Origin of the sequence: Blastomonas natatoria (assembly GCF_003201955.1) — a bacterium.
Taxonomy (GTDB): domain Bacteria; phylum Pseudomonadota; class Alphaproteobacteria; order Sphingomonadales; family Sphingomonadaceae; genus Blastomonas; species Blastomonas natatoria.
The window spans coordinates 126642-152324 of sequence record NZ_QJJM01000007.1 but is presented as its reverse complement, the minus strand read 5'-3'; the positions used below and the strand labels follow the sequence as shown (position 1 = coordinate 152324).

Annotated in this window: 21 protein-coding genes; 8 read left to right on the top strand and 13 right to left on the bottom strand. The window is 64.3% G+C overall.

The window, feature by feature from the left end; translation table 11 throughout:
- Window positions 1-8: 8 nt before the first annotated feature.
- The 4 genes from fsa to plsY all read right to left on the bottom strand — a co-directional run bounded on the left by fsa (window position 9) and on the right by plsY (window position 5211).
- The gene (fsa, locus tag C7451_RS10570) at window positions 9-662 is read right to left on the bottom strand and encodes a fructose-6-phosphate aldolase (RefSeq protein ID WP_110298921.1); all 654 of its coding nucleotides are present in this window, start codon (window positions 660-662) and stop codon (window positions 9-11) included.
- A gap of 117 nt (window positions 663-779) precedes the next feature.
- Window positions 780-3383 (bottom strand): type I DNA topoisomerase, encoded by a 2604-nt coding sequence (topA, locus tag C7451_RS10565; protein WP_110298920.1) that lies wholly within the window; start codon window positions 3381-3383, stop codon window positions 780-782.
- A 90-nt stretch (window positions 3384-3473) separates the two neighbouring features.
- Window positions 3474-4586, bottom strand: coding sequence for a DNA-processing protein DprA (gene dprA / locus C7451_RS10560; RefSeq protein ID WP_110298919.1), 1113 nt, complete (start codon window positions 4584-4586; stop codon window positions 3474-3476).
- A 10-nt stretch (window positions 4587-4596) separates the two neighbouring features.
- Window positions 4597-5211, bottom strand: coding sequence for a glycerol-3-phosphate 1-O-acyltransferase PlsY (plsY, locus tag C7451_RS10555; RefSeq protein ID WP_110298918.1), 615 nt, complete (start codon window positions 5209-5211; stop codon window positions 4597-4599).
- A 112-nt stretch (window positions 5212-5323) separates the two neighbouring features.
- Here plsY and murI point away from each other — a divergent pair, with 112 nt between their 5' ends.
- The 5 genes from murI to C7451_RS10530 all read left to right on the top strand — a co-directional run bounded on the left by murI (window position 5324) and on the right by C7451_RS10530 (window position 11448).
- Window positions 5324-6145, top strand: coding sequence for a glutamate racemase (gene murI, locus C7451_RS10550; protein ID WP_110298917.1), 822 nt, complete (start codon window positions 5324-5326; stop codon window positions 6143-6145).
- Between the two features lie 229 nt (window positions 6146-6374).
- Complete coding sequence (gene hemA / locus C7451_RS10545) at window positions 6375-7589, top strand: 5-aminolevulinate synthase (RefSeq protein ID WP_110298916.1); 1215 nt, start codon at window positions 6375-6377, stop codon at window positions 7587-7589.
- A 4-nt stretch (window positions 7590-7593) separates the two neighbouring features.
- The gene (locus C7451_RS10540) at window positions 7594-8847 is read left to right on the top strand and encodes a YceI family protein (RefSeq protein WP_244181804.1); all 1254 of its coding nucleotides are present in this window, start codon (window positions 7594-7596) and stop codon (window positions 8845-8847) included.
- 31 nt (window positions 8848-8878) lie between these two features.
- The gene (locus C7451_RS10535) at window positions 8879-9883 is read left to right on the top strand and encodes a ligase-associated DNA damage response exonuclease (protein ID WP_110298915.1); all 1005 of its coding nucleotides are present in this window, start codon (window positions 8879-8881) and stop codon (window positions 9881-9883) included.
- Window positions 9883-11448, top strand: coding sequence for a cisplatin damage response ATP-dependent DNA ligase (locus C7451_RS10530; RefSeq protein ID WP_110298914.1), 1566 nt, complete (start codon window positions 9883-9885; stop codon window positions 11446-11448). Before C7451_RS10535 ends, C7451_RS10530 begins: the two co-directional genes overlap by 1 nt.
- 96 nt (window positions 11449-11544) lie before the next feature.
- Here the strand turns inward: C7451_RS10530 and C7451_RS10525 are convergent, their stop codons facing one another.
- The 7 genes from C7451_RS10525 to C7451_RS10495 form a co-directional block, all read right to left on the bottom strand.
- Window positions 11545-12213, bottom strand: coding sequence for a class I SAM-dependent methyltransferase (locus C7451_RS10525; protein WP_110298913.1), 669 nt, complete (start codon window positions 12211-12213; stop codon window positions 11545-11547).
- Window positions 12200-13417: a BtaA family protein gene (locus tag C7451_RS10520; RefSeq protein ID WP_110299026.1), complete on the bottom strand. Its 1218-nt coding sequence runs from the start codon at window positions 13415-13417 to the stop codon at window positions 12200-12202. The genes C7451_RS10525 and C7451_RS10520 overlap by 14 nt, the downstream gene beginning before the upstream one ends.
- A 187-nt stretch (window positions 13418-13604) precedes the next feature.
- Window positions 13605-14180 carry a fasciclin domain-containing protein gene (locus C7451_RS10515; protein WP_110298912.1) on the bottom strand — a complete coding sequence of 192 codons (576 nt, stop codon included), beginning with the start codon at window positions 14178-14180 and terminating at the stop codon, window positions 13605-13607.
- Between the two features lie 190 nt (window positions 14181-14370).
- Entirely contained in the window at window positions 14371-15954 is a 1584-nt protein-coding gene (locus C7451_RS10510; protein WP_110298911.1) for a helicase HerA-like domain-containing protein, read from the bottom strand.
- 209 nt (window positions 15955-16163) lie between these two features.
- Window positions 16164-17162: a ferrochelatase gene (gene hemH / locus C7451_RS10505; RefSeq protein ID WP_110299025.1), complete on the bottom strand. Its 999-nt coding sequence runs from the start codon at window positions 17160-17162 to the stop codon at window positions 16164-16166.
- A 26-nt stretch (window positions 17163-17188) separates the two neighbouring features.
- Window positions 17189-19492: a xanthine dehydrogenase family protein molybdopterin-binding subunit gene (locus C7451_RS10500; RefSeq protein WP_110298910.1), complete on the bottom strand. Its 2304-nt coding sequence runs from the start codon at window positions 19490-19492 to the stop codon at window positions 17189-17191.
- Between the two features lie 4 nt (window positions 19493-19496).
- Entirely contained in the window at window positions 19497-20477 is a 981-nt protein-coding gene (locus C7451_RS10495) for an Mrp/NBP35 family ATP-binding protein (RefSeq protein WP_110299024.1), read from the bottom strand.
- A 147-nt stretch (window positions 20478-20624) separates the two neighbouring features.
- On the opposite strand from C7451_RS10495, the gene hflK reads away from it, so the two are divergent.
- The 3 genes from hflK (at window position 20625) to C7451_RS10480 (ending at window position 24284) form a co-directional block, all read left to right on the top strand.
- Window positions 20625-21761 (top strand): FtsH protease activity modulator HflK, encoded by a 1137-nt coding sequence (hflK, locus tag C7451_RS10490; protein ID WP_167398506.1) that lies wholly within the window; start codon window positions 20625-20627, stop codon window positions 21759-21761.
- 23 nt (window positions 21762-21784) lie between these two features.
- Window positions 21785-22612 carry a protease modulator HflC gene (hflC, locus tag C7451_RS10485; protein ID WP_425266481.1) on the top strand — a complete coding sequence of 276 codons (828 nt, stop codon included), beginning with the start codon at window positions 21785-21787 and terminating at the stop codon, window positions 22610-22612.
- A 145-nt stretch (window positions 22613-22757) separates the two neighbouring features.
- Window positions 22758-24284, top strand: coding sequence for a Do family serine endopeptidase (locus C7451_RS10480; RefSeq protein ID WP_208625192.1), 1527 nt, complete (start codon window positions 22758-22760; stop codon window positions 24282-24284).
- Between the two features lie 114 nt (window positions 24285-24398).
- On the opposite strand, the gene C7451_RS10475 is transcribed toward C7451_RS10480, so the two are convergent.
- Both C7451_RS10475 and C7451_RS10470 read right to left on the bottom strand, forming a co-directional pair.
- Entirely contained in the window at window positions 24399-25127 is a 729-nt protein-coding gene (locus C7451_RS10475; RefSeq protein WP_110298907.1) for an anti-sigma factor, read from the bottom strand.
- Window positions 25117-25683 carry a sigma-70 family RNA polymerase sigma factor gene (locus tag C7451_RS10470; RefSeq protein ID WP_110298906.1) on the bottom strand — a complete coding sequence of 189 codons (567 nt, stop codon included), beginning with the start codon at window positions 25681-25683 and terminating at the stop codon, window positions 25117-25119. The genes C7451_RS10475 and C7451_RS10470 overlap by 11 nt, the downstream gene beginning before the upstream one ends.

Sequence of the window (25683 nt, the reverse complement as noted above, 5' to 3'; positions counted from 1 at the left end):
CGGACTGATCAGCCGATCGACTGTCCGGTCTTCGCCCAGTCGGCCATGAAGCCTTCAATGCCCTTGTCGGTCAGCACGTGCTTGAACAGGCCGCGGATCACGCTCGGCGGCATGGTGGCGACGTCGGCACCGATGCGGGCGGATTCGAGGACGTGGATCGGGTGGCGGATCGATGCGACCAGAATTTCGGTATCGAACGCATAGTTGTCATAGATCAGGCGAATGTCCTCGATCAGCGTCATGCCGTCGAAGCCGTTGTCGTCATGACGGCCGACAAAGGGCGAGATGAAGGTCGCGCCGGCCTTGGCGGCGAGCAGCGCCTGGTTGGCGGAGAAGCACAGGGTCACGTTGACCATCGTGCCATCGTCGGTCAGCTTCTTGCAGGTCTTGAGGCCGTCGAGCGTCAGCGGCACCTTGATCGCGACATTGTCGGCAATCTTGCGGAGGATTTCGGCCTCTTTCATCATCGTCTCATGGTCGAGCGCGACGACCTCCGCCGAGACCGGGCCTTCGACCAGCGCGCAGATTTCCTTGGTGACTTCGAGGAAATCACGGCCCGACTTGGCGATCAGCGACGGGTTGGTGGTGACGCCATCGAGCAGGCCGGTCGCGGCGAGATCGGCGATCTCGGCGGTGTCTGCGGTATCGACGAAGAATTTCATGGGTGGGCTCCTGCGCGTAAGGGCGATTCTCGGCCCCGCCTATAGCGCGTGCGGGACCGGGCGTTAACGGAAATAAGCCTGCCTTCCCCGTTCGCAAACGAAGGAGGAAGGATGCGTTCAGGGCTTGGGCTTGGCAGGCTTGCTGGCTGCAGCCTTTTTCGCAGGCGCCTTTTTGGCAGCGGGTTTCTTGTCCGCAGCCTTCTTTTCTGACGCCTTTTTTGGAGCGGCTTTCTTGGCAGGTGCCTTCTTGCCCTTCTTGGCAGGCGCCTTGGCGGCACGTTCGGCAATCAGCAGCAGCGCCTCGTCGAGCGTCAACTCATCCTTGTTCTTGTCCTTGGGGATGGTCGCATTGACGCTGCCATCGGTGACATAGGCGCCATAGCGCCCGTCCATGATCTTGACATCGGTATCGGTCGCCGGGTTCTTGCCGAGCACCTTGAGCGGCTCGGGCGTGCCCCGCCGCGCACGGCCGCCGCCAGCGGCAGCTTCGGCCAGCTTGACCACGGCCGCGTTCATGCCGGTCTCGAACACCTCCATCGTGCCCGAAAGCCGCGCATATTTGCCGTCATGCGCAAGATACGGCCCATAGCGCCCGATGCTCGCGGTGATCGGCTTGCCCGTTTCCGGATGCTCGCCGATCTCGCGCGGCAGCGAGAGCAGCTTGAGCGCCCATTCGAGACCGAAATCCTCGCCCGGCACGTCCTTGGGGATAGAGGCACGCTTGGCATCCTTGCCGTCGCCGAGCTGAACATACGGGCCGAAGCGCCCCGAGCGCTTGCTCACCGCCTCGCCGGTGACGGGATCGGTGCCGAGTTCCTCGGGGCCGCTATCGCCCTGATCGCCCTCGCCGCCGCCCTGTGCGAAGCGCCGGGTGAACTTGCATTCGGGATAGTTGGAGCAGGCGACAAACGCGCCGAAGCGCCCGCCGCGCAGCGCCAGCCTGCCCTCGCCGCATTTGGGGCAAAGGCGAGGATCGCCGCCATCGGCCTTTTTGGGGAACAGATACGGTTCTAGGAACTTGTCCAGCTCTGCCGTGATCTCGGACGGCTTCTGCTCCATGACTTCCGCCGTCTTGGGCTTGAAGTCGCGCCAGAAGGCCTCGAGCACCGCACGCCACTCTGCGCGTCCCCCTGAGACGTCGTCCAGTTCCTCTTCCAGCCCGGCAGTAAAGTCATAGGCGACATAGCGTTCAAAGAAGCGTTCGAGAAAGCCTGTCAGCAATCGGCCCGATTCTTCTGCGAAGAAACGGTTTTTCTCGACCCGCACATAGGCGCGGTCCTTCAGTACCTGGATGATCGAGGCATAGGTCGAGGGGCGCCCGATGCCCAGTTCCTCAAGACGCTTGACCAGCGAGGCTTCGGAAAAGCGCGGCGGCGGCTGGGTGAAATGCTGGACCGCATCGACCGACTTCTTGGCCGGGCTGTCGCCTTTCGACATCAGCGGAAGCAGGCCGCCATCCTCGCTGTCGGGATCGTCCAGCCCTTCCTCGTACAGCGCTAGGAAGCCCGGGAATTTTACCACCTGACCATTGGCGCGCAGTGCGGTGCGACCCGTGCCATCGACCAGTTCGACAGTCGTGCGCTCGAGCAGCGCTGTCGCCATCTGGCTGGCCAGTGCGCGCTTGAAGATCAGGTCATAGAGCTTTGCGTGGTCGCCGGAACCGGCGCGGTCGCGGCTAAAATCGGTCGGACGGATCGCCTCATGCGCTTCCTGCGCATTCTTGGCCTTGGTCTGATACTGGCGCGGAGTTTCGGGAAGATAATGGCCGGAATAGCGTTCCGAGATTGCCTTGCGCGCTTCCTGGATCGCGCCGCCATCCATCTGCACGCCGTCGGTCCGCATATAGGTGATCGCGCCGTCCTCGTAGAGCGACTGGGCTATGCGCATCGTGTGACTGGCCGAAAAGCCGAGCTTGCGCGCGGCCTCCTGCTGCAGCGTCGATGTCGTGAAGGGCGGCGGCGGGTTGCGCTTGACCGGCCGCGTCTCGACCGTCTCGACGGTGAAATGCCCGGCCTCGACCTTCGCCTTGGCCGCCTCGGCGGCGCCGGCGTTCCCCAAGGACAGCTTGTCGAGTTTTTCGCCCTCCAGCCGCACCAGACGCGCAGTAAACGGCTGCCCATCCTGCTCCATCTGCGCGCTGACCGACCAATATTCCTGCGCGGTGAACGCCTCGATCTCGCGCTCGCGCTCGACGATCAGCCGCAGCGCGACCGACTGTACCCGCCCCGCCGATTTTGCACCCGGCAGCTTGCGCCAGAGCACCGGAGACAGGGTGAAGCCCACCAGATAATCGAGCGCCCGGCGGGCGCGATAGGCATCGATCAGATCGTCATCGAGTTGGCGCGGCGCGGCCATCGCTTCCGTGACGGCCTTTTTGGTGATCGCGTTGAAGGTCACGCGCTCCACCGCCTTGGGCAGCGCCTTGCGCTTGCCCAGAACTTCCAGAACATGCCAGCTGATCGCTTCTCCCTCGCGATCGGGGTCGGTCGCCAGGATCAGGCGATCGGCCTTCTTGGCCTCGTCGGTGATTGCCTTGAGCTGGCGCGTCTTGTCGCCATAGGCTTCCCAGACCATGTCGAAATCATTGTCCGGATCGACCGAGCCGTCCTTGGGCGCGAGATCGCGAATATGGCCATAGCTGGCCAGCACCCGGTAGTCGGACCCCAGATATTTTTCGATGGTCTTGGCCTTTGCAGGCGATTCGACGATAACCAGTTGCATGTATTGGATTTCCCAAAGCTCTCGCGTGTACGTGTAAGCTGGGGGGCGTTATCGGCATTCGTCAAGGCCGTCCAGTGCGGGCATGGAAGGTCAGACGAGCGACACCTTCCCCGCAGCATGGCGCTCGATGATGCCCCCCAGTTCGAGATCGAGCAGGATCATCTGCACTGCGCCGCTGTCGATGCCTGACTGGCGCACGAGTTCGTCAACGCCAATGGGCGAGTGACCTAGCAGATCGATCAGCGTGCGGCGCGTGGCGTCGTCGGGCTCTGGGGCAGGCGGCACCGCATAGCGATTGCGCGGCGCGGCGACCTCGTGAGCGGGGAGGCTACCCGCCATTGGCTGAATGAGTTCGAGAATGTCGTCCACGCCTTGCACCAGCGTCGCACCGTTGCGGATAAGTTCATTGCACCCGCGCGAGCGCGAATCGAGCGGCGACCCGGGGATCGCCATCACATCGCGCCCCGCCTCGGCAGCCAGCCGAGCGGTGATGAGCGAGCCCGATTTCGGCGCGGCCTCTACCACCAGGGTGCCGATGGCCATGCCGGCGATGATCCGGTTGCGATACGGGAAATGGCGCGCGAGCGGTTCGGTCCCCGGCGGCTGTTCGGCTATCACCAGCGCGCGTTCACCCATTTCGGCCTGCAGGGTCCGGTTCTCCGGAGGATAGCTGATATCGATGCCCGATGCGATCACGCCTGCGGTGCTGGCCTGCCCGCTGCCGGCCATCCGCATCGCACCCTCATGCGCAGCCGTATCGATGCCGCGTGCCAGCCCGGAAACCACGAGAATGCCGGACTCGCAAAGCTCACCCGCAATCTGCCGGGCAAAGCGACATGCCGAAGCGGAGGCATTGCGCGCGCCGACAATGGCGACAGCCGGGCGTTGCATCAACGCACTGTCGCCGCAGATCGTCAGCAGCGGAGGCGCGTTGTCGATATGACCTAGCAACGCAGGATAATCGGTGTCGTCGGCAAAAACATAGCGCGCACCCGCCGTTTCGACACGCTGGGCCTCCTTTTCGGCCTGGTCGAGCGTGGCGATGCGGATGGAGCGACCTCCGGCACGCTGCACAAGATCCGGCAATGCCTCGATCGCGGCAGCAGCGCTACCGAAGCGCGAGAGCAGTTGCGCAAAACTGATCGGGCCGATGCGATCGCTGCGCAGCAGGCGAATGCGCGCCAGATGCTCGGCGCTCAGCATGGCGTCTCGTTCAGGCGGCGGAGGATTTGCCGATCTTCGGCTCGGTGCCGGCCATCAGCCGCTCGATATTGCCGCGATGTTTCCACAGCACGAATACCAAGGTCACGACGAAAACCCACAGAGCCTGCTCCATGCCAAACCACCACGCTGCGACCGGCATTGCCGCTGCTGCCAGCATTCCCCCCAACGAGGAATAGCGGAAGGCAAGAGCGGTTCCCAGCCAGACCACTGCGAAAACGATGCCAAGGGGCCAGTAAAGCGCAATCGCGATGCCAAGCAAGGTCGCAACGCCCTTGCCGCCAGCAAACTTGAGCCAGATCGGATACAAATGCCCCAGGAACGCGCCCAGCCCGGCGATCGGCCCGCTGCCCGGCGCGACCGCCTCGGCGATCGCGATGGCCAGCGCCCCCTTGCCCAGATCGAACAGCAGCGTCGCCGCAGCCAGCCCCTTGCGCCCGGTGCGCAGCACGTTGGTCGCGCCAATATTGCCCGAGCCAATGCTGCGCAGATCGCCCGCGCCCGCCAGCCGCGTGAGGATGATGCCGAACGGGATAGAGCCCAGCAGATAGCCCATCAGCATCAGCCCGCCCAAGGTCGCCACGGCAATGCCTGCCAGATCGCTCATCACATTCTCGTCCCGTATCCGCGCGGATCGTCCGCGGCCAATGCGTGATAGGCTGGCGCACGTTTTTGGCAAGCATGGTTGATCGATTGCGCGCGGCTGCTAAGCGTGCGGCATGACGCAAGCCTCATCGCCAGCGAGCGAGATCGACCCCAAATCCCCGCTGCTGTTCTTCGATTCCGGCGTCGGCGGGCTGACGGTACTGGATGCGGCGCGCAAGCTGCTGCCGGATGCGCCCATCGTCTATGCCGCCGACTTTGCCGGGCTGCCCTATGGCGAAAAGACCGAAGCCGAAATCGGTGCACGCGTGCCCGCGCTGCTTGGACGGCTGGTCGAGCGCTACCGCCCCCGGCTGATTACCATTGCGTGCAATACCGCCTCGACGATCGCTCTGCCCCAGGTGCGCGCCGCGCTCGACCTGCCGGTCGTGGGCACCGTGCCCGCGATCAAGCCCGCGTCGGAGATTTCGGCCAGCCGGGTGATCGGCGTGCTGGGAACCGAAGCGACGGTACGCCAGCCCTATGTCACCAATCTGGCGCGCGAATTTGCCGGCGATGCCACCATCCTGCGATACGGAGCGCCGGAACTGGTGCGGGCAGCAGAAATGAAGCTGCGTGGCGAGACACCCGATCACGGCATTTTTGAACGCGCGGTGGCGGGGTTGATCGACCAGGAACGTGCGGTTCCGATCGACACCGTGGTGCTGGCCTGCACGCATTTTCCGTTGGTCGAGGAGGAGCTTGCTCGCGCCTTTGATCGGCCTGTCCAGTTCGTTCACGGCGCCGAGGGCATTGCCCGGCGCGTCGCCTGGCTGACCCGCGAACAGCGGTTCGACGGCAATGGCTTGCGCTTTGTCGCCACCGGACCTGCCGCTGCGATCCAGGCTTATGAGCCCGCGCTCAAGACGCGCGGTTTCGCATCTTTCGAAAGCCTCTGATCGACCGATACGATCAATCTGACACCGATTTTCCATTGGCACACGGACTGCGCGAATGCTTAACCGGCACCCGCTATAGGACGTTTTGTCCCATCAGTTGCGAGCCGTTATCGCTGGAATTACGGGATTTAGTTGTTATGAAGTCGCCAGCAGATGCGCACGCAGATGGTCGCGTAAAGGGTGGGGCGCACCGGCTTGCAACATCATATGTCAGGACCAGGGTGGCTGCGTGAACTACGACCAGATTTTCGAAGCGGCGATTGACCGGCTGCATGCCGAGGGACGCTACCGGGTCTTTATCGACATCCTTCGCAACAAGGGCGCCTATCCCAATGCGCGCTGCTTTCACGGCCATAACGGTCCCAAGCCGATCACCGTGTGGTGTTCGAACGATTACCTTGCCATGGGCCAGCACCCCAAGGTCATCTCCGCTATGGAAGAGGCGCTGCACAATGTCGGCGCAGGTTCGGGCGGCACGCGCAATATTGGCGGCAACACCCATTATCATATCGAACTCGAACAGGAGCTGGCCGGTTTGCACGGCAAGGACAGCGCGCTCCTCTTCACGTCAGGCTATGTCTCGAATGATGCGACGCTCTCCACTCTGGCGCGCATCCTGCCGGGCTGCATCATCTTTTCCGACGAACTGAACCACGCCTCGATGATTGCGGGTATCCGCAATTCGGGCTGCGAAAAGCGCGTCTTCCGTCACAACGATGTCGAGCATCTGGAAGAACTGCTCGCCGCCGAGGACCCCAATGTCCCCAAGCTGATCGCGTTCGAAAGCGTCTATTCGATGGACGGCGACGTGGCCCCGATCCACGCGATCTGCGACCTTGCGGACAAGTATAACGCGCTGACCTATCTCGACGAAGTGCATGCGGTCGGCATGTATGGCGCGCATGGCGGCGGTATTTCCGAACGCGACGAGGCTGCCAGCCGCCTGACGATCATCGAGGGCACGCTCGGCAAGGCGTTCGGCGTGATGGGCGGTTATATCGCGGCCGACCAGAAGATCATCGACGTGATTCGCAGCTATGCGCCGGGCTTCATCTTCACGACCTCGCTCTCGCCAGTGCTGGTCGCAGGCGCGCTGGCGAGCGTGCGCCACCTCAAGCAGTCGAGCGAGGAACGCGAGGGCCAGCAAGCCGCCGCTGCGACGCTCAAGCGGCTGTTCAGCGAGGCCGGGCTGCCGGTGATGGACACCACCACGCATATCGTGCCGCTGATGGTCGGCGATCCGGTCAAGGCCAAGCGGATCAGCGACATGCTGCTCGCCGAATATGGCGTGTACGTGCAGCCGATCAATTTCCCGACCGTGCCGCGCGGCACCGAGCGGCTGCGCTTCACGCCCGGCCCCAGCCATGACGAGGCGATGATGCGCGATCTCACCACTGCGCTGGTCGAAATCTGGGACCGCCTGGAACTGCGCAAGGCTGCGTGATCGGATGATGGCTCAGCGCTACAGCCTGGGAGCCATCATTCTTCACTGGCTGATCGCAGCAGCGCTCGTCTTTCAGATTGTCTTTGCCGAATCGCTTGAAGGGCCTCGCGGACCTGACCTTTTTGCGCGCTATCAGCTACACAAGTCGGTCGGCATCGCCATCCTGCTGCTAAGCGTGCTGCGGCTGGGCTGGCGTATGGTCGCGCCTCGTCCCGCACCGGTGCCCGGCCCCAAATGGGCGATGACGCTATCGGGACTGGTCCATTTCGGCTTCTATGTCTTCATGATCGCCGCGCCGGTGACCGGCTGGATCATAGTCTCGACATCCCGGATCAAGGTCGAGACGCTGCTGTTCGGATCCCTCCCCTGGCCGCATCTGCCAGTGCCCGCAAGCTGGGGTGAACCGGCGGAATTCCTCCACCATTTCATGCCCAATGTCGCCATCGCGCTGCTCGTGCTGCACGTCGCCGGAGCGCTGCGGCATCAGTATCTGCTCGGCACGCCGATCCTGGCGCGGATGCTACCCGGCGGCCATGGCAAGGCGATCGGCGCGGTGCTGACAGCAGCGGCGATCATGCTGGGCGGCGTGGTGCTGGGCAAGGTGATCGATCCCAAGGGCGCTGCGCAAGGCGCCAGGCCCGCTGCCACGGCGACGGCGCCTGTCGCGGCACCGGCCCCGGAAGCTGCATCGGCCGCAGCACCGGAAAGCGAAAAGGCCGAGGTCGAAGAGGAAGCGACCAAGAAAGAGGCGAATGCCGAGCCGCGCAACTGGGTCGTCGGAAAAGGTGGAACTCTGGGCTTTTCCGCGCGATGGAACGGAGAGCCGGTCGATGGCCGCTTCGCGCGCTGGACCGCCAACATCCTGTTCTCGCCCGAAGCACTCGATGGTTCGAAGATCGATGTCAGCATCGATCTCGGCTCGGTCGATACCGGCGACGGCCAGCGCGACGGTACGCTCACCGGTAGCGATTTCTTCGATACCGGCAAGTTCGCCCGCGCCACCTATCGCGCGAGCAAGTTCAAAGCGCTCGGCGGCAATCGCTATCGCGCCGATGGGACGCTCACTCTGCGCGGCGTGAGCAAACAGGTGCCGCTCACCTTCACCCTCGACATCACCGGCAACAAGGCGCGCGCGAAGGGCAGCGCGACGATCGACCGCACCAGCTTCGGCGTCGGTCAGGGCGATTATGCGAGCACCGCAGAAATCGCAGGGCCTGTTGCGGTGAGTTTCGACTTTCAGGCGACCGCGCGCGATTGAACCGGCGCACGGGCGACTCCATATCGCCCCGATGAATGCTTCTCCGCACTGGATCGAACCCTTTCCCCATGGAATCTATGTGCGGCCCGCCGATGCGTGGATCGATCCTTCGCGTCCAGTCCCGCGCGCATTGATCACGCACGGCCATGCCGATCATGCGCGCGGCGGGCACCAGGCGGTCTGGGCAACGCCCGAGACGCTCGATATCATCAACCTGCGCTATGGCCGCTACGATGGCGAGAATGCGGTCGGCTATGGCGAGAGTGTCGATCTGAACGGTGTGCAGGTGTCGTTTCATCCCGCAGGCCATGTGCTGGGATCGGCGCAGATCCGGCTCGAATATCAGGGCGAGACGGTGGTCGTCACCGGCGATTTCAAGCGTCGGCCTGATCCGAGCTGCGCACCCTTCGAACTGGTGCCGTGCGATATCTTTATCACCGAGGCGACCTTCGGTCTGCCGGTCTTCCGTCACCCACCGACGCCCGACGAGATCGCCAAGCTGATTGCGATGCTCGAGGCGCATCCCCAGGGCTGCGTGCTGGTGGGGGCCTATGCGCTGGGCAAGGCGCAGCGGGTGATCGCCGAACTGCGCGATGCGGGTTTCAACGATCCCATCTATTTGCACGGCGCGCTTGAAAAAATGTGCGCGCTCTACGCCGATCACGGCATCGATCTCGGCGAGTTGCGCCCCGTCGCAGGTACGGACAAGAGCGAATTGATGGGCCGCATCATCCTGGCCCCGCCCTCGGCGCTGGCCGACAGGTGGAGCAGGCGGCTGCCCGATCCGGTCACCGCCATGGCCTCGGGCTGGATGCGGGTGCGGGCACGCGCCCGGCAGCGCGGGGTGGAGCTACCGCTGATCATATCGGACCATGCCGACTGGGACGAGCTCACCCAGACGATTCGCGATGTCGGCCCGCGCGAGGTCTGGGTGACGCATGGCCGCGAAGAGGCGCTGCTGCGCTGGTGCCAGCTGCACCAGATCAGGGCGCGCGCGCTGGCGCTGGTCGGGCGCGAAGACGAGGACGACGCCTGATGCGCGCCTTTGCCGCGCTCGTCACGCAGCTGGGCTATACCCGCTCGCGCAACGCCAAGGTCGCGCTGATCGCGGACTATCTGCGCGCGACGCCCGATCCCGATCGCGGTTGGGCGCTCGCGGCGTTGACCGGAGAGGCGGATTTTTCTGCGGTCAAGGCCTCGGCAGTGCGCACCATGGCGATGGAGCGCGTCGATCCCGAGCTGTTCCGCCTGAGCCGCGATTTCGTCGGCGATACCGCCGAGACGGTGGCGCTGATCTGGCCCGAGACGGCCACGCCGACCAACGATCTGCGCCTTGCCGATGCCGTGGACGCGTTTGCCACTGTCAGTCGCGCCCGCGCCCCTGCCCTGCTCGCAGACTATATGGACCGGTTAGACAGTGAGGGCCGCTACGCGCTGATCAAGCTTGCCACCGGCGCCATGCGCGTCGGCATTTCGGCGCGGCTCGCCAAGACCGCGTTTGCGCAAGCCTTCGGGCTCGATGTCGATGCGGTCGAGGAAGTGTGGCACGCGCTCGCCCCGCCTTATGCCAGCCTGTTCGCCTGGGGCGAAGGCGGGCCGCGTCCCGATCCCGAAGGCACACCCTATTTCCGCCCGTTCATGCTCGCGCATCCGCTCGAGGACGGCACCGTGGACCTCGCCGACTATGCCGCAGAGTGGAAATGGGACGGCATCCGCATCCAGATCGTGCGTATCGGCGATCAGGTGAAGCTGTTCAGCCGCGGGGGCGACGACATCACCCTCGCCTTCCCGGATATCGCGCAGCACATGCCGGTCGAAGGCGTATTCGATGGCGAACTGCTGGTGCGCGGCGAAGCGCAGATGGGCGAAGCGGCCAGCTTCAATGCGCTGCAGCAGCGGCTGGGACGCAAGACCGTCTCGGCCAAGATGCTAGCCGAAGCGCCGGCGTTCGTGCGGCTCTACGATCTGCTGATCGACGGGCGCGAGGACCTGCGCAGCCTGCCCTGGCATATCCGCCGGACGCGGCTCGAGGCCAAGGTTCCCGCCTTGCCCGCCGACCGTTTCGATCTGTCGCAGGTCATCGAGGCTGCCGATTTTGTCGAGCTTGGCCGCATCCGCGACGGCGCGCGCGATGCGGCGATCGAAGGCGTGATGCTCAAGCGACGCGACAGCCTCTATGTCCCCGGTCGCCGCGTCGGGCTGTGGTACAAATGGAAACGCGATCCACTCACCGCCGATTGCGTGATGATGTATGCCCAGCGCGGCAGCGGCAAGCGATCGAGCTTCTACAGCGATTATACCTTCGGCTGCTGGAACGACGAGGGCGAGCTGGTGCCAGTCGGCAAGGCCTATTCGGGCTTTTCCGACAGCGAACTCAAATGGCTCGACAAGTTCGTGCGGCAGAACACGGTCAACCGTTTCGGCCCGGTGCGCGAGGTGGAAAAGTCGCTGGTGCTCGAAGTTGCATTCGATTCGATCCATGAATCGAAGCGGCACAAATCGGGCATCGCGATGCGGTTCCCCCGCATCGCCCGGCTGCGCCGCGACAAGCCCGCGTCCGAAGCGGACACGGTGGCAGCGCTGCGGGCTTTCATTACTTGAGCGATCAAACCCCGTCACCCCCGCGAAGGCGGGAGTCCCGCTTTTTCGGCGCGAGAGCAGAAGCGGGATTCCCGCATTCGCGGGAATGACGAGGAATTACCCCCCGATCACCGCATATTGCGCATAGCCGCGATAGAGCGGGCGATGATCAATTCTGAGACCGCAAGTCTGGGCGACATTCTGCGCCACCAGCCCCAATTCGCGCCTGGGGCTCACCTGAAAGCGCGCCAGCCAGGCATGGAGGCTCTTGGCGAACCAGCGCGGCAGCTCGTCCTGCATGCCGAAATCGACGATATGCATCCGCCCGCCAGGGGCCAGTGACGCGGCTGCCGCCGCGACGGCCTTTTCCCAGCCCGGGATCATCGACAGAGTGTAGGAACAGAACACCCGGTCGAAGCCCTGCAAGCCGAACAGGTGCTGCGCACTGAAGGCAGTGGCATCGCCGCGGGTGAGGAATATGCGCCCTTCCAGTCCAGCCTTGCGCACAGAAACGCGCGCGGCCTCCAGCATCGCCTCGGAAATATCGAAGCCGAAAAACCGCGCATCCGGATAGCGCTTCGCCGCGATGATCAGGTTGCGTGCGGTGCCGCAGCCCAGTTCCAGCACCGTGCCCCCCGGCGGCGGGGCCAGATCTGCGATCAGGCGGTCGCGGCCGAGCAGATAATATTTGCGTGTCAGATCATAGATATGCCGCTGCGTCCGGTAGATCGCGTCCATCGCCTCGGCATGGCTGCGCGCAGGCGCACCTGCCTCATTTGAGGACATAAAGATGCACCCCGCCATAGATCGAGGACCGGTCGCGGGCGGTGAAGCCGAGCGATTCTTCGGCCCGATAGTCCCAGCGCGCCAGGAGATCGTCGGGAATGCGGCCGGGCAGCAGGCTGGGTTCGGCAGCGGTGCGGAAAAGCACGCGGGCACCGGGGCGGGCAGTGCGGGTAATCTCGGTCCAGAGAGTCGTGAGTTGCTGGTCGTTCATCCAGTCCTGCGCGTCGAGCAGGATATAGCGGTCGAGACTGGAATCCTCGATCGCCTGCAGCCGTTCGACGAAATTGGCGTGTTCGAAGCTCACGCGATCGACACGCGCGTGCACAGCATCATAATGCTGCGCCTGCAGATAGGGCGGCAGCGGCTTGTCGGGACCCTTGCCATAGCCGCGCCCGAATGCCTGCCAGGCGAAATAGTTTTCGCGAATCTCGAAATCGCAGGCGAGTTTCTCGAGCCGCTTGCGCAACACGTCGGCCATCTTCTCGTCACCGGCGAGCGCGTCGAACTGCGCGCGCGGAATGCCCAAGCCGAACAGTGCCGGCGGCTGATCGGTGAGCCAGCGGACGAACTTCTTGTCGAAAACCGGTGCCAGATGCTGCTCGAAGATCGCGCGCTGCTCGTCCAGCGACTGCGCGCCCAGCATGCGCTTCAGATCGATCTTGTAGAGCCGTGCCAGCAGATGCGCGGTGCCGATGAAGCCGCCGAGCAGGCCACGCTTGTATACGCCGCTGCTGAAACCCCCGATGCGGCGGCGTCCGGCGATGTCGCGGCCTTCCCAGTAGCGGCGGCTGGTCTCGTCGAGATGCGGGCGGATGAACCGCTGGTAGTCGCGGATATTCTGCCGACTGTCTGCCTCGGCAAAGAAGCGGTGAAAATGGGCGTGGTCGGGGAGATGCAGCGCCGCTGCGATCTTCAGCCTGCCGAGCGCAACATGCGCGGTGTTCAGATCGACCGCGATGATTTGGGCAGGGTTGGCGACCAGGTAGGACAGGACATTGCAGCCGCCGGACGCAATGGTGATGATCCGGCTGTCAGGCTGGATCTGCAGCGCTTCCATGTCGACCACCGGGTCTTCCCAGATCTGCGCATAGACCAGACCCTTGAAGGCAAAGGCAAAGGCGCGGTCAAGAAGCCCCTGCCTGGTCGTCGTGCCCGATTGCGTGACGGCTTCGACGATCTTGGTATTGCGCATCGGTCCGGCCATGCTGCCCATCTCCCTTGCTGCATGTTGCGTGGAACCCTTGTTCCAATCGCGCCGCTAGGACGATTGCATGACCCGTGCATGACGGAACCGCGTCACTGGCTGTCACATTCACTTGCCGCCGGAATCAAAGGGCCCGCTGGCCTGGGGGGACCAGCGGGCCTGTGATGTGCCAGAGGTAAGGAGGGGATCAGCCCGGCATCACCACGGTGTCGATCACATGCACCACACCGTTGCTCTGCATGACATCGGTCTGGGTTACGATCGACTTGCCGCCCTTTGCGTCAGTAAGGACGACATTCTGACCCTGCAGCGAGGCTGTGAGGGTTCCACCCTGCACGGTCTTGATCTCAGCCTTGCCACCGCCCTTCTTGATAAGCGCGACGACATCGGCAGCGGTCACCTTGCCGGCGACGACATGATAGGTAAGGATGCTGGTGAGCGTGGCCTTGTTCTCGGGCTTGACCAGCGTTTCGACCGTACCGGCGGGCAGCTTGGCGAAGGCATCATCGGTAGGCGCGAACACCGTGAACGGGCCAGGCGAAGCAAGCGTATCGACCAGGCCAGCTGCCTTGACGGCGGCCACCAGCGTCTTGAGATTGGGAGCCGCGCTGGCATTTTCGACGATAGTCTTCGTCGGGTACATGGCGGCTCCGCCGACCGTCGACGAGCTGGCCATATGATGGTTGGCGAGAGCGGGACCAGCCAGCGCAAGGGTCGCAGCAGCGGTGGCAGCAAGAAGGCTGGGGGCAAAAGTCTTCAGCATCAGTTTCTCCGTCTATCTTCTCGTATCCTCATGGGGAAGTCCGGATACGGGGCAGCTACGGAACGAGAACACAGGCGGATGCGAAGAAATTAACAAAAGCCGAACCGGGTGAATCCGGCGCGCGCAAAATCGTGCCCGATGCAGGTTTTTCGGGAATGGAACGGAATCGAAGGCGCCTATCGGCCCGATACTACCGCATCAGTCCGCCAAGAAGGTTACGCGCGAACCGGCCAAGGCCCGGAAACCCGAATGCCTTGCCGATTTCGGTGGCCATGGTTCCGGCCGCGGCCGACGCCGCCGTGGCTACAGGCTTGGCGCGGCTTTTCTTGCCAGTCAAAGCCCCGGCGATCACGGCACCGGCCGAGGCAGCTGCAGCACCCGCTGCAGCCTGGCCCGCCTTGGCCCAGACCGAAGTCGTCTTGCGCGGTTGCTTGGCCACCTCTTCCCTGCCCCTGGTTTCGACCTCTTGCGCGACGGCAGCGGCATCGGCGGCCTTTTGGGCCAGCACTTCCATTGCAGACTCGCGCTCGACGCGGGTGTCGTACTTGCCATCGTGCGGCGAGACCGACTGAATGATTGCGCGCTCCTTCGGGCTGAGCGGGCCGAGGCGCGAACGCGGCGGCTTGATCAGCGTGCGCTGCGTGATCGAGGGCGATCCGTCCTCCAGCAGCGTCGAGACCAGCGCCTCGCCGACCTTCAGCTCGGTGATCGCGGTGGCGACATCGAGATCGGGGTTGATGCGAAAGGTATCCGCCGCCGCCCTTATCGCCTTCTGGTCGCGAGGGGTGAAGGCGCGCAGCGCGTGCTGGACGCGGTTGCCGAGCTGGCCCGCCACCTTCTCCGGGATATCGATCGGGTTCTGCGTGACGAAATAGACGCCCACGCCCTTGGAGCGGATGAGGCGCACGACCTGCTCGATCTTCTCCTCCAGCGCTTCCGGCACATCGTCGAACAGCAGATGCGCCTCGTCGAAGAAGAAGACGAGCCTGGGCTTTTCCGGATCGCCGACTTCGGGCAGCGTTTCGAACAGTTCGGACAGCAGCCAGAGCAGGAAGGTGGCATAGAGCTTGGGGCTCTGCATCAGCTTGTCGGCGGCGAGCACGTTGATATAGCCGCGCCCCTGATCGTCGCAGCACAGGAAATCGTCGATCTCGAGCGCAGGTTCGCCGAAGAATTGCGCCGCACCCTGGCTCTCGAGCTGGAGCAGTTGCCGCTGGATCGTGCCCACGCTTGCCTTGGTGACATTGCCGAACCGCGCGGAGAGCTCTGCGGCGTTCTCGGCGGTATAGGCGAGCACCGACTGAAGATCGGCCAGATCGAGCAGCAGCAGCCCCTGTTCGTCGGCGAAGCGGAAGGCGATGTTGAGCACGCCTTCCTGCGTGTCGTTCAATCCCATAAGCCGCGCGAGTAGCAGCGGCCCCATTTCGCTGATCGTGGTGCGGATGGGATGGCCCTGCTCTCCATACAGGTCCCAAAACACCGCCGGGTTGTCCGAATAGGCAAAGCCTTCCAGCCCGATTTCCGCCGCGCGCGCGACCAGCTTTTCGTGCGCCTTGTGCGTCGGCGACCCGGGCATCGCGATGCCGGCGAGGTCGCCCTTCACGTCCGCGACGAAAACGGGCACGCCTTCGGCCGAAAAGCTCTCGGCAATGCCCTGCAGCGTCACGGTCTTGCCGGTGCCGGTCGCCCCAGCGATCATCCCATGCCGGTTGGCGCGCGACAGCACGAGAATCTGCTTCTCACCCCCGCCAAGGCCTAGAAAGATATCGGACATGGCATTCCCCTGCTGATCTTGCTGCTGCTGGTATGCCGCGCGAGCGGAGGCAAGTCGAGGGCGAGGGTGTGTAAAAGCCCGCTCTCTCCCCTTCAGGGGAGAGATGCGGAGGCTTATCAGCTTGCTGATTAGCCGAAGCTGAGAGGGGCCTGAATCGCGCATGCCCCTCTCCCAACCCTCTCCCCTGAAGGGGAGAGGGCCTCAAAGGATCATACCCATCCCGCCAATTCCCGCCGCACGATCTTCTCGAGCATGTCCATGCCCTCCGCACTGGCATTGAGGCACGGCAGATACGCGAATTTCTCGCCGCCCGCTTCCTCGAACTGCTCCCGGCCCTGGATCGCCAGTTCCTCGAGCGTCTCGAGACAATCGACCGAAAAACCAGGTGCGACGATGGCGATGCGCTTGACGCCTTTCTTGCCCAGGGCCTCCAGCGTCGCATCAGTGGCCGGTTCCAGCCATTTGGCGCGGCCGAAGCGCGACTGGAACGAGACGATCAGGTTGCGCCCCATCGCCTCGCTCAGCAGGCGCGCGGTCTTGCGGCACTGGCAGTGATAGGGATCGCCCAGGTGCAGCGTGCGCAGCGGCATGCCGTGAAAGCTGGTGACGATCTCTTCGGGCTCGAAATCGAGGGAGGCGATCGCGTGCTCGATATTCCGCTTCAGGGCATCGATATGCGCCGGATCGTCATGATAGGCGGGCAAGGTGCGGATCGCGGGTTGCCAGCGCATCGCCTGCAGCACTTCGAACGCCTTGTCGTTGGCAGTGCCTGTCGTCGCGCCAGAATATTGCGGGTAGAGCGGGGCAAGCAGGATGCGGTCGCAGCCCGCCTGCTTCATCGCGGTGAGGCGTGATTCGATCGAAGGCTGACCATATCGCATCGCCAGATCGACCAGCACGCCCTCGCCCAGCCGTTGCTGCAGCGCCTCGGTCTGGCGGCGCGAATAGACCATCAGCGGCGAGCCGTTGTCGGTCCAGACCTCGGCATAGGCGGCGGCGGATTTCTGCGGCCGGGTATTCAGGATCACGCCGCGTAGCAGCGGCTGCCAGACGATTGCCGGAATTTCGACCACGCGCTTGTCCGAAAGGAACTCGCCCAGATACTCGCGCACGGCCCTGGTGGTCGGCGCGGCGGGTGTGCCGAGGTTGATCAGCAGCACGCCAACCTTCGGCTTCAGGATCGGCGGATGCTCGGGCGGAGGAACCATCCCCGAGCGGGAAATTTCGGTATCGCTCACAGGCCACCTGATAGCAGGGGAAGCTGGCGCAGGCGTAGCCCCGTCGCCGAGGCCAGCGCGTTGGCGATGGCGGGTGCAACAGCAGGCACGCCAATCTCGCCCAGCCCCGCAGGCGGCTCCTGGCTTTCGATAAGGTCCACACGGATCTCCGGAATGTCCGCGAGCAGCGGCAGGGAAAGGTCTCTTAATGCTCTGGCATCGGGATAGCCATCGGTCCAGCCCGTCGCACACCCCATTGCCATTGCAAGGCCGAATATCATGCCGCCTTCGATCTGTTGCAAGGCTATGTCGTGATTGATGATGCGGCCGGCATCGACCACGGCAGAAAGCCGCTCGACGCGAAAGCCGCCACGCGCCGCTCCTCCCTCTGCGCCAACGCTGGCGCGCGACGCGCTGGCGATCACGGCGATATGCGCGCCGTTCCACGAGCAGCATGCGACCCCCTGCCCGCTATTGTCCATGCCGCCATCCCATTCGCCAAGACCCGCGACACGCGTGAGGCAATTGGCCAGACGGATGTTCTGCGCAAGCATCTGCACGCGATAGGACAAGGGCTCGCGCCGCCCGCGCGATGCAAGCTCGTCGATGAAGGTTTCGGTGACAAAAACGCCGTAACTTGCGGCATTGCCACGCCATCGTCCGGTGGGCACATCGATGCGGACGGGATAATGATCGATCGCTAGATCCGGTATGTCATAGGGCACCATCGCGCCCGCTACCGCCATGCGATCGGCCTCGCCGCTGCTCGCCTCGATCGCCTCGACCGGGTGGGCGTCGTTGAACAGCCGTTGCGCAAATTCGCGCGCGCTGGGAGGGCAGGCGATCTTGATGGAGAGCGCCTTGATATTGGCTTCGGTATCGGTGAGCGCGGCGATGCGCGCTGCAGCAGGCGTCCGCACGGGATCCCGGACCGATTCTTCCATCCGCGAGCGCATCAATTGTACCGGGCGGCGCAGATCGCGGGCAAGGATCGCGGCCGGAGCGACCAGATCGTCGTCGAGCCTGCGATCGAACGAACCACCTGCGGGCATCGGATAGATCTGCACATTCGCTTCGCTGATACCCAGCGCGTTGGCGGCCCGGCGGCGTGCAACCTGCGAAGCCTGGCTGGCTACCCATATCTCCAGCCGGTTGTCGCCAAATCGCGCCGTCACAGCGCCGGTTTCCAGCGTGGCATGCGGCGCTGCGGCAATGGCATAGCGCGCCGCCATGCCCTTGCCTTGCCCAAAACCGGCATCCGCCTCACCCCGCGCGAACATACGGTAGCCAGAACGCCCGCCCTTGGCAGGCCCATCCAGCGCCTTGTCGAGCCGTTCGGCGACCTGCTCGCCGCTCAGGCCGCTGCCCTTGTGCGTGAAGCGTGGCCGCAACAACCGCACGGCCTTGTCGGCACCCCACCAGCTTGTCGCCGCCGCCGCTACCCAGTCATCGCCCTTGATCACGTCAATCAGCCCGGTGACGCCTTCGGCCGGCTTGCGATCGACGCTGACCAGGCTCGTCGCGCCAACCGGACCCTGGCGGATTGCAGCATAGACCATATCCGGAAGGCGGACATCACCAGCAAAGGTCGCGCTGCCATCGACCTTGCCCGGCTGATCAAGCCGCGCGAACGGAGGTGCATCGCCAATCGGCTCGGCCCGCGCATTGCCCGGCAGCGCTGTCCGTAAGGGAGGCGGAATCGGCACATTATAGGTTACAGCCTCTTCGGCCAGCTCGGCAAAGCGCAGCTTTTCGTTGCCCCAGACGACGAACCCGTCGCGTGTGTCGGTTTCCTCGACCGCAGCGCCCCATCGATCCGCAGCCGCCTGGCACAGCAGCGACCGCGCTGTCGCAGCGGCGGCGCGATAGCTCGGTTCATAGGCAATGACTTCCGTGTCCCCGGCTGTCACCACGAAATCGCGCATGGCCGACCAGCGGCGGATCAGGATATCATTCTCGTCGGGCTGCAAATCCCAGCCCGGCGGCATGATCAGCGGCATCCATTCGCTGGCCAGCCGGTTGTTGGCAAAGATCGGCACGGGCGGCGCTGGTTCGAGCGCGATGGTGCGCCAGTCCGCGCCCAGTTCCTCGGCCACGATCTGCGCCAGCACGGTGCCGACACCCTGGCCCATCTCGCAGTGCGGATTGCTGACAATCACCGTGCCATTGGTTGCGATGCGAAGATAGGCGCCGAAAACCGCGACATTCTTGGCAAACGCAGGGGCATCGTCATAGCGGCGCGGCCATAATGCCCAGGCCACGGTCAGTCCAGTGCCAGCGGCTGCCGTGATCAGCAGCCCGCGCCGCGTGATCAGCGCCATGCGTTCAACCCGCCGTACCGAAGCGATTGTCGATCCATGTCGAGATGCGCGCGGCTATTCCGATGAACGCGTCCGCGATCAGACCCTCGCCCGAAGCCGGCGGCACGCCCGCGTCCGATGCGCGGCGGATGGTCATGTCGAGCGGCACACGGCCAAGGAACGGCAGGCTCATCGATTTTGCTGCCGCTTCTGCGCCTCCAATGCCGAAAGGGTCGGACAGCTCGCCGCAATGCGGACAAACATAGCCGGCCATGTTCTCGATCAACCCGATGACCGGAACCTTGCCCTGTTCGAACAGGCTGATCGCCCGCACTGCATCCATCAGCGCCAGATCCTGAGGCGTCGAGACGATCACCGCTCCTGCGGGCTTGTGCTTCTGCAGCATGGAAAGCTGCACATCGCCCGTCCCTGGCGGAAGATCGACGATGATGTCCGTGACATCGCCCCAATGCGCATCGATCAGCTGGCCCAGGGCGTTGCCCGCCATGGGCCCGCGCCAGGCGATGGCCTGGCCGGGCGGTACCAGATGGCCCATCGACAGGATCGGCACCCCGAAGTCGTTGGACACCGGCACCAGCTTCTGGTCGCGTGCCGTGGGCTTCACATCTTCGCAATCGAACAGGCGCGGCTGGCTGGGGCCGTAGATGTCGGCGTCGACTAGCCCGACCTTGCGCCCAGCACGGTGCAGCGCGACCGCGAGGTTGGCGGAAAAGGTCGATTTGCCAACGCCGCCCTTGCCCGAACCCACGACGATGATCCGCGGGGGACGGCGCTCGGCGGTCATCGCCACCTGTACCTTGGTCACCCCGTCGAGTGCGAGCAGCGCACCCTTGACCGCAATTTCCAACTTGTCGCGCGCGAGCGGTTCGAGCCCTGCAACATCCAGAACCAGCGACACGACGCCGCCATCACGCAACCTGACCGCACTGGCCCGGCCCTGTCCCGCTGTTGCCGCTACGGCCTCTAACTCGTTCTGCTCTGCCATCTTGCCCTCGCGCATAAAGCGATGCGGCCCCGGCAGGCAAGCCTTGCCGGCGGACGCTTGGCCCCGCCTATACGAAATGAGCGCCCGCGCACAACAGAAGCGCATGAACCCCCTGTTTTTTGCAGAGTCACGACCTATAAAGGTGACATGACAAGACTTACCGGGTTGTTCCCCCGCATATTGACAATGGCCAATAACAGCCCCTGGGGCAGCGGATCGGGAGGTTCGGACGGCTCCGGCGATTCCGGATCCGGCGGCGATTCCGGCAATGGTCCGCGCAATCCCTGGCAACCGCAGGGCAGCGGCGGCGGCGGTCGCAAACCGAACAATATCGAGGATCTGTTCAAGCGCCGCCCGGGCGGCGGCGGGGGCGGCGGTTTCCGTGGTGGCGGCTTTGGCGGCCTGCCGAAGCGCCCGAATGGCAAGAGCTACGTGCCGATCGCGATCGGCGTGGTGGTGGTTGCCTGGCTGGTCCTTTCGAGCTTTCACCGTGTCGGCCCGCAGGAACGCGGGGTCGTCACCTTCCTGGGCAGCTATTCGCGAACGGTTGAACCCGGCATTGCCCTGACCCTGCCCGCGCCGATCGAATCTTTCGAGACTGTCGACGTGCAGAATATCCGCACCATCGACATTCCGGCGGCCGGCACGCAGGAAAACCTCATCCTTACCGGCGACCAGAATCTGGTGGACCTGGCTTATTCGGTGCGCTGGACCATCAAGGATCCGACGCTGTATCTTTTCCAGCTGGCCGATCCGGAAGCGACGATCCGCGAAGCGGCAGAAGCTGCGATGCGCGCGAGCGTTGCCGAAGTGACGCTCGACGATGCGATCGGCCCTGGCCGTATCGAGGTCGAACAGAAGGTCGAGCAGCGGATGAAGGAACTGCTCGACAGCTATCGCTCGGGCATCCAGGTGCAGGGCGTCGCGATCAAGAAGGCCGACCCGCCCGAAGCGGTGAACGAGGCGTTCAAGGCGGTGTCCGCCGCGCAGCAGGAAGCACAGACCTATCTCAACGAAGCGCGCGCCTATGCGCAGCAGCTCACCGCCGCTGCCCAGGGCGAGGCGGCTGCGTTCGACAAGGTGTACGAGGAATATCGCCTCGCGCCCGAGGTTACCCGCCGGCGCATGTATTACGAAACCATGGAGCGCGTGCTGTCCAAGCTTGACAAGACGATCATCGAACCGGGCAACGTGACCCCGTATCTACCGCTGCCCGAGCTGCGCAAGAAGATGCAGGAGAGCACCACCGTCGAAGCCCCCCGTGCGCAGGGAGGGTCGAACTGATGAACGGTCTGATGCAACGCCCCATGCTGCTGCTGGGCCTTCTCGCGCTGGTGCTGATCGTGCTGGCGAGTTCGGTCGCGATTGTGCCCGAGACCAAGCAGGCGGTGATCGTCCGCTTCGGCCAGCCGGTGCGTACCTTCAACGTCTATCGCGACAATGAGGAATTCGGGAAGACCGGCGCGGGCCTGATCGCGCGCATTCCGTTTGCCGAACAGATTGTCTGGGTCGACAAGCGGGTCATCGCCGTCGAGATGGAGCAGCAGCAGGTGCTGTCCACCGACCAGCTGAGGCTCGAAGTCGATGCATATGCCCGCTTCCGCATCGTCGATCCCGAGCGCATGTATGTGTCTGCCGGTAGCGTCGAACGCGTCGCGGCGGAGCTTCGCCCGATTCTGGGTTCGGCGCTGCGCAACGAACTCGGCAAGCGGCAGTTTGCGGCATTGTTGAGCCCCGAGCGCGGCGGCATCATGGACCGCATTCAGGCCGGGCTCGATCGCATCGCGGCGCAATATGGCGCTCAGATCGTAGACGTGCAGATCAAGCGCGCCGACCTGCCGCAGGGCACGCCGCTGCAGAGCGCCTTCCAGCGCATGCGCACAGCGCGCGAGCAGGAGGCGCGGACCATCACCGCGCAGGGCCAGAAGAATGCACAGATCATCCGTGCAGAAGCCGATGCATCCGCATCGCGGACCTATGCCAACAGCTTCGGCAAGGATCCCTCGTTCTACGAATTCTATCGCGCGATGCAGAGTTATGAGCGGACATTCCTGGGCGGGTCGGGCGAAACCTCGATCATCCTGTCGCCGAACAACGAATATCTGCGGGAATTTCAGGGTCGGGGGAACCGATAACGACTTGCGGGCGTGAATGCGCGCCCGTCATTCAATCTGCGTTCAGGCGTGGATTGCAAACCGGGTTTGCCATGGTGTGTGCCGGTTTTCCGGCGATCTGGGGCATGCCGGTGGACGCTTCTTGATCAATGAAGAGGATTTGTACGTGCGATATGCCTATGCAGTGACGTCGGCCCTTTTGCTGGGTGGCAGCGCGATCGTTCTGGCGACGGGCCAGCCGCTGGGCGCGCAGGTGGCCCAGAACGACCAGAGCGCAATGCTTGCCGCTGCGCCGCGTCCCGGCGCGCCGATGAGCTTTGCCGATCTGACCGAGCAGTTGCAGCCGGCGGTGGTGAACATCTCGACCCGCCAGCGCGTGCGGGTGCCCAACAACCCGTTTGCCGGAACCCCGTTCGGCGGCCTGTTCGGCGCTCCCGAAGGCGGCGGTGGCGGCACGCGCGAGGCGCAGTCGCTGGGTTCGGGCTTCATCATCTCGGCCGATGGCTATGTCGTGACCAACAATCACGTGATCGCCGCTGAAGGCAATGCCTCGGTGGAGTCGATTACCGTGACCATGCCCGACGGCACCGAATATCCCGCCCGGCTGATCGGCCGCGATCCGCAGTCCGACCTCGCGGTGCTCAAGATCAGCGGCACCAAGCCGTTTCCGTTCGTGCGCTTCGGCGATTCGACCAAGACGCGTGTCGGGGACTGGATCATCGCGATCGGTAATCCGTTTGGCCTGGGTGGCACGGTGACCTCTGGTATCATCTCCGCGGTCTATCGCAATACCGGCCAGGGCGGCGCCTATGACCGCTATCTGCAGACCGACGCTGCGATCAACCGCGGCAATTCGGGCGGCCCGATGTTCGACCTCAACGGCAATGTCATCGGCATCAACAACGCGATCATCTCACCCACCGGCGGCAGCGTCGGCATAGGCTTCGCTATCCCGGCAGAGGTTGCCGCACCGATCGTCGAGAAGCTTCGCAGCGGTTCGGCCATCGAGCGCGGTTATCTCGGCATCGGCATCAACCCGCTGACCGACGATCTGGCGGCATCGCTCGGCCTTCCGAAGCGACGCGGCGAGTTCGTCCAGCGCGTCGAGCCGGGCGAGGCCGCCGAAAAGGCCGGTATCAAGGCTGGCGACGTTGTGGTCTCGGTCGATGGCAAGGATGTTACTCCCGATCAGACGCTGTCGTACATCGTTGCCAACACTGCACCCGGCAAGCGCATCCCGGTGGTCGTGGTTCGCAATGGCGAGCGGCTGACGCTCAACGCCACGGTCGGACGCCGTCCGAGCGAGGAAGAGCTGGCCGCGCAGACCTTCAACCCCGAAGCGGCTGAAGACTTCTCCGATCAGGACGAGCAGGACAGCGAACAGGCCACGCGCCAGGCGCTGGGCATGGCGGTGACCGAACTGACACCGCAAATCGCCCGCCAGATCGGCGTGCCGCCCGAGGTCAAGGGTGTGGTCGTCGCCGCAGTCGATCCGTCGGGCGATGCCGCGACCAAGGGCATTCGCCGTGGCGACGTGATCCTGTCGATCAACAACCGCCCTGTCACCACCTCGGCGGAAGTCGATCGGGTCATTGCCGAGGCACGCGCCGCCAATCGCGAGGCGGTTCTGCTGCGCGTCCAGCGCCGCACCGGTCAGCCGCAGTTCCTGCCTGTCCGTCTGCGCAGCAAGTAAGGCAGCATCAGAAAAGCAAGAAAGGGGCGGTGCCGGTGGCGCCGCCCCTTTTTTTCGCTCGCGAATGCGGGGAGTGGACTGGCGTGGTGCGCGATCCGGCAATCGGCCGCGCGGTCAGATTCGCTGCAGCCGTCCCTGCGCCACCGTCGGTGCGCTCGGCTTGTCTGGATCGGGCAGAACCTTGGGCTCCATCGTCAGAATGAGGTTGCTCAGCGGGTCGATGAACTTGCGATGCCCTTCGGGGATCTCGATGCGCGTCACCCCGCCCCGCATCAGCCGACCCAGGCGGCGTGGCTGACCATCGGCAGGAACGATCCACAATTCAGGCTCGGTATCGGTCACGGGCATGCCCTCGACACGAACCAGCATTTCCGAAGTGCTGCTGTCGTAACGGGCGGTGAGCAAAAGGCCATCAATCGGACCTGTGAGCTGCGCCACCGCCATGTCGGGCCTGGCCTGAGGCACTGGAGCGACTTCGGGCCTCGGCCAGACCAGAGCCAAGGCCAGCACCGCTGCAATGGCAGACGCAGCGAAGGTCGCCATCTTCCATCCACCGCCGGATTCCTTCGCCGGCAGAGGGGCAACAACCGACGACCCGGGCTCGACGGCGAGTTCGGCATCGATCAGGCCCTCGATGCGATTCATCAGGCCGGCAGGCGCATCGATCTCGGGAAAACCGTCGTAAAGCGGTGCGATGCGACTCCGCCAGGCGTCGACCTCGGCAGCGAAGCCAGGATCAGCAAGCATCAGGCGCAGCGCTTCAGCCCGCTCGGCGCCTTCCAGCAGACCCAGAGCGAGTTCGGCGGCCATGGCAGACCGGTCGGGCATGGCATCACTGCTCACGCGACAGGCACTCCTTCAACTGCATCAATCCCCGGCGGATCCAGCTTTTCACCGTTCCCACCGGCTTGTCCATCGCCTCGGCAATCTCGGGATAGCTGAGGCCCTGATAAAACCCTGCCTTGATCGCACTGGCCCTTGCCGGCTCCAGTTCGCCTAGGCAGCGGAAAATCTGCGCGCGCTCGCTGTCCTGCGAAAGCGCTGCCGAAGGATCAGCATCAACGTCCACCAGCGTTTCGGCGAGATCCACAGGCAGCGGATCCTCGTACCGCTGACTTCGCCGCCAATCGATCGCGGCATTGCGCGCGATGGCGCACAGCCAGGCAATGGCGCTCGCCTTGGCCGGATCGAACGACCCGGCGCGCTGCCACACCTTCAGATACACATTCTGCAATACGTCCTCCGCCGCGCCCCTGTCGATGCAGATACGGAGGCAAACGCCGTGCAGTTTCGCCGAGGTCATCGCATACACGGTGCGCAGTGCTTCGCGGTCCTGCTGGGCGACGCGAAGCAGAGCGGCCTGAAGATCGGCGCGGCGTTCGATGCTGGCGGGGGTCAA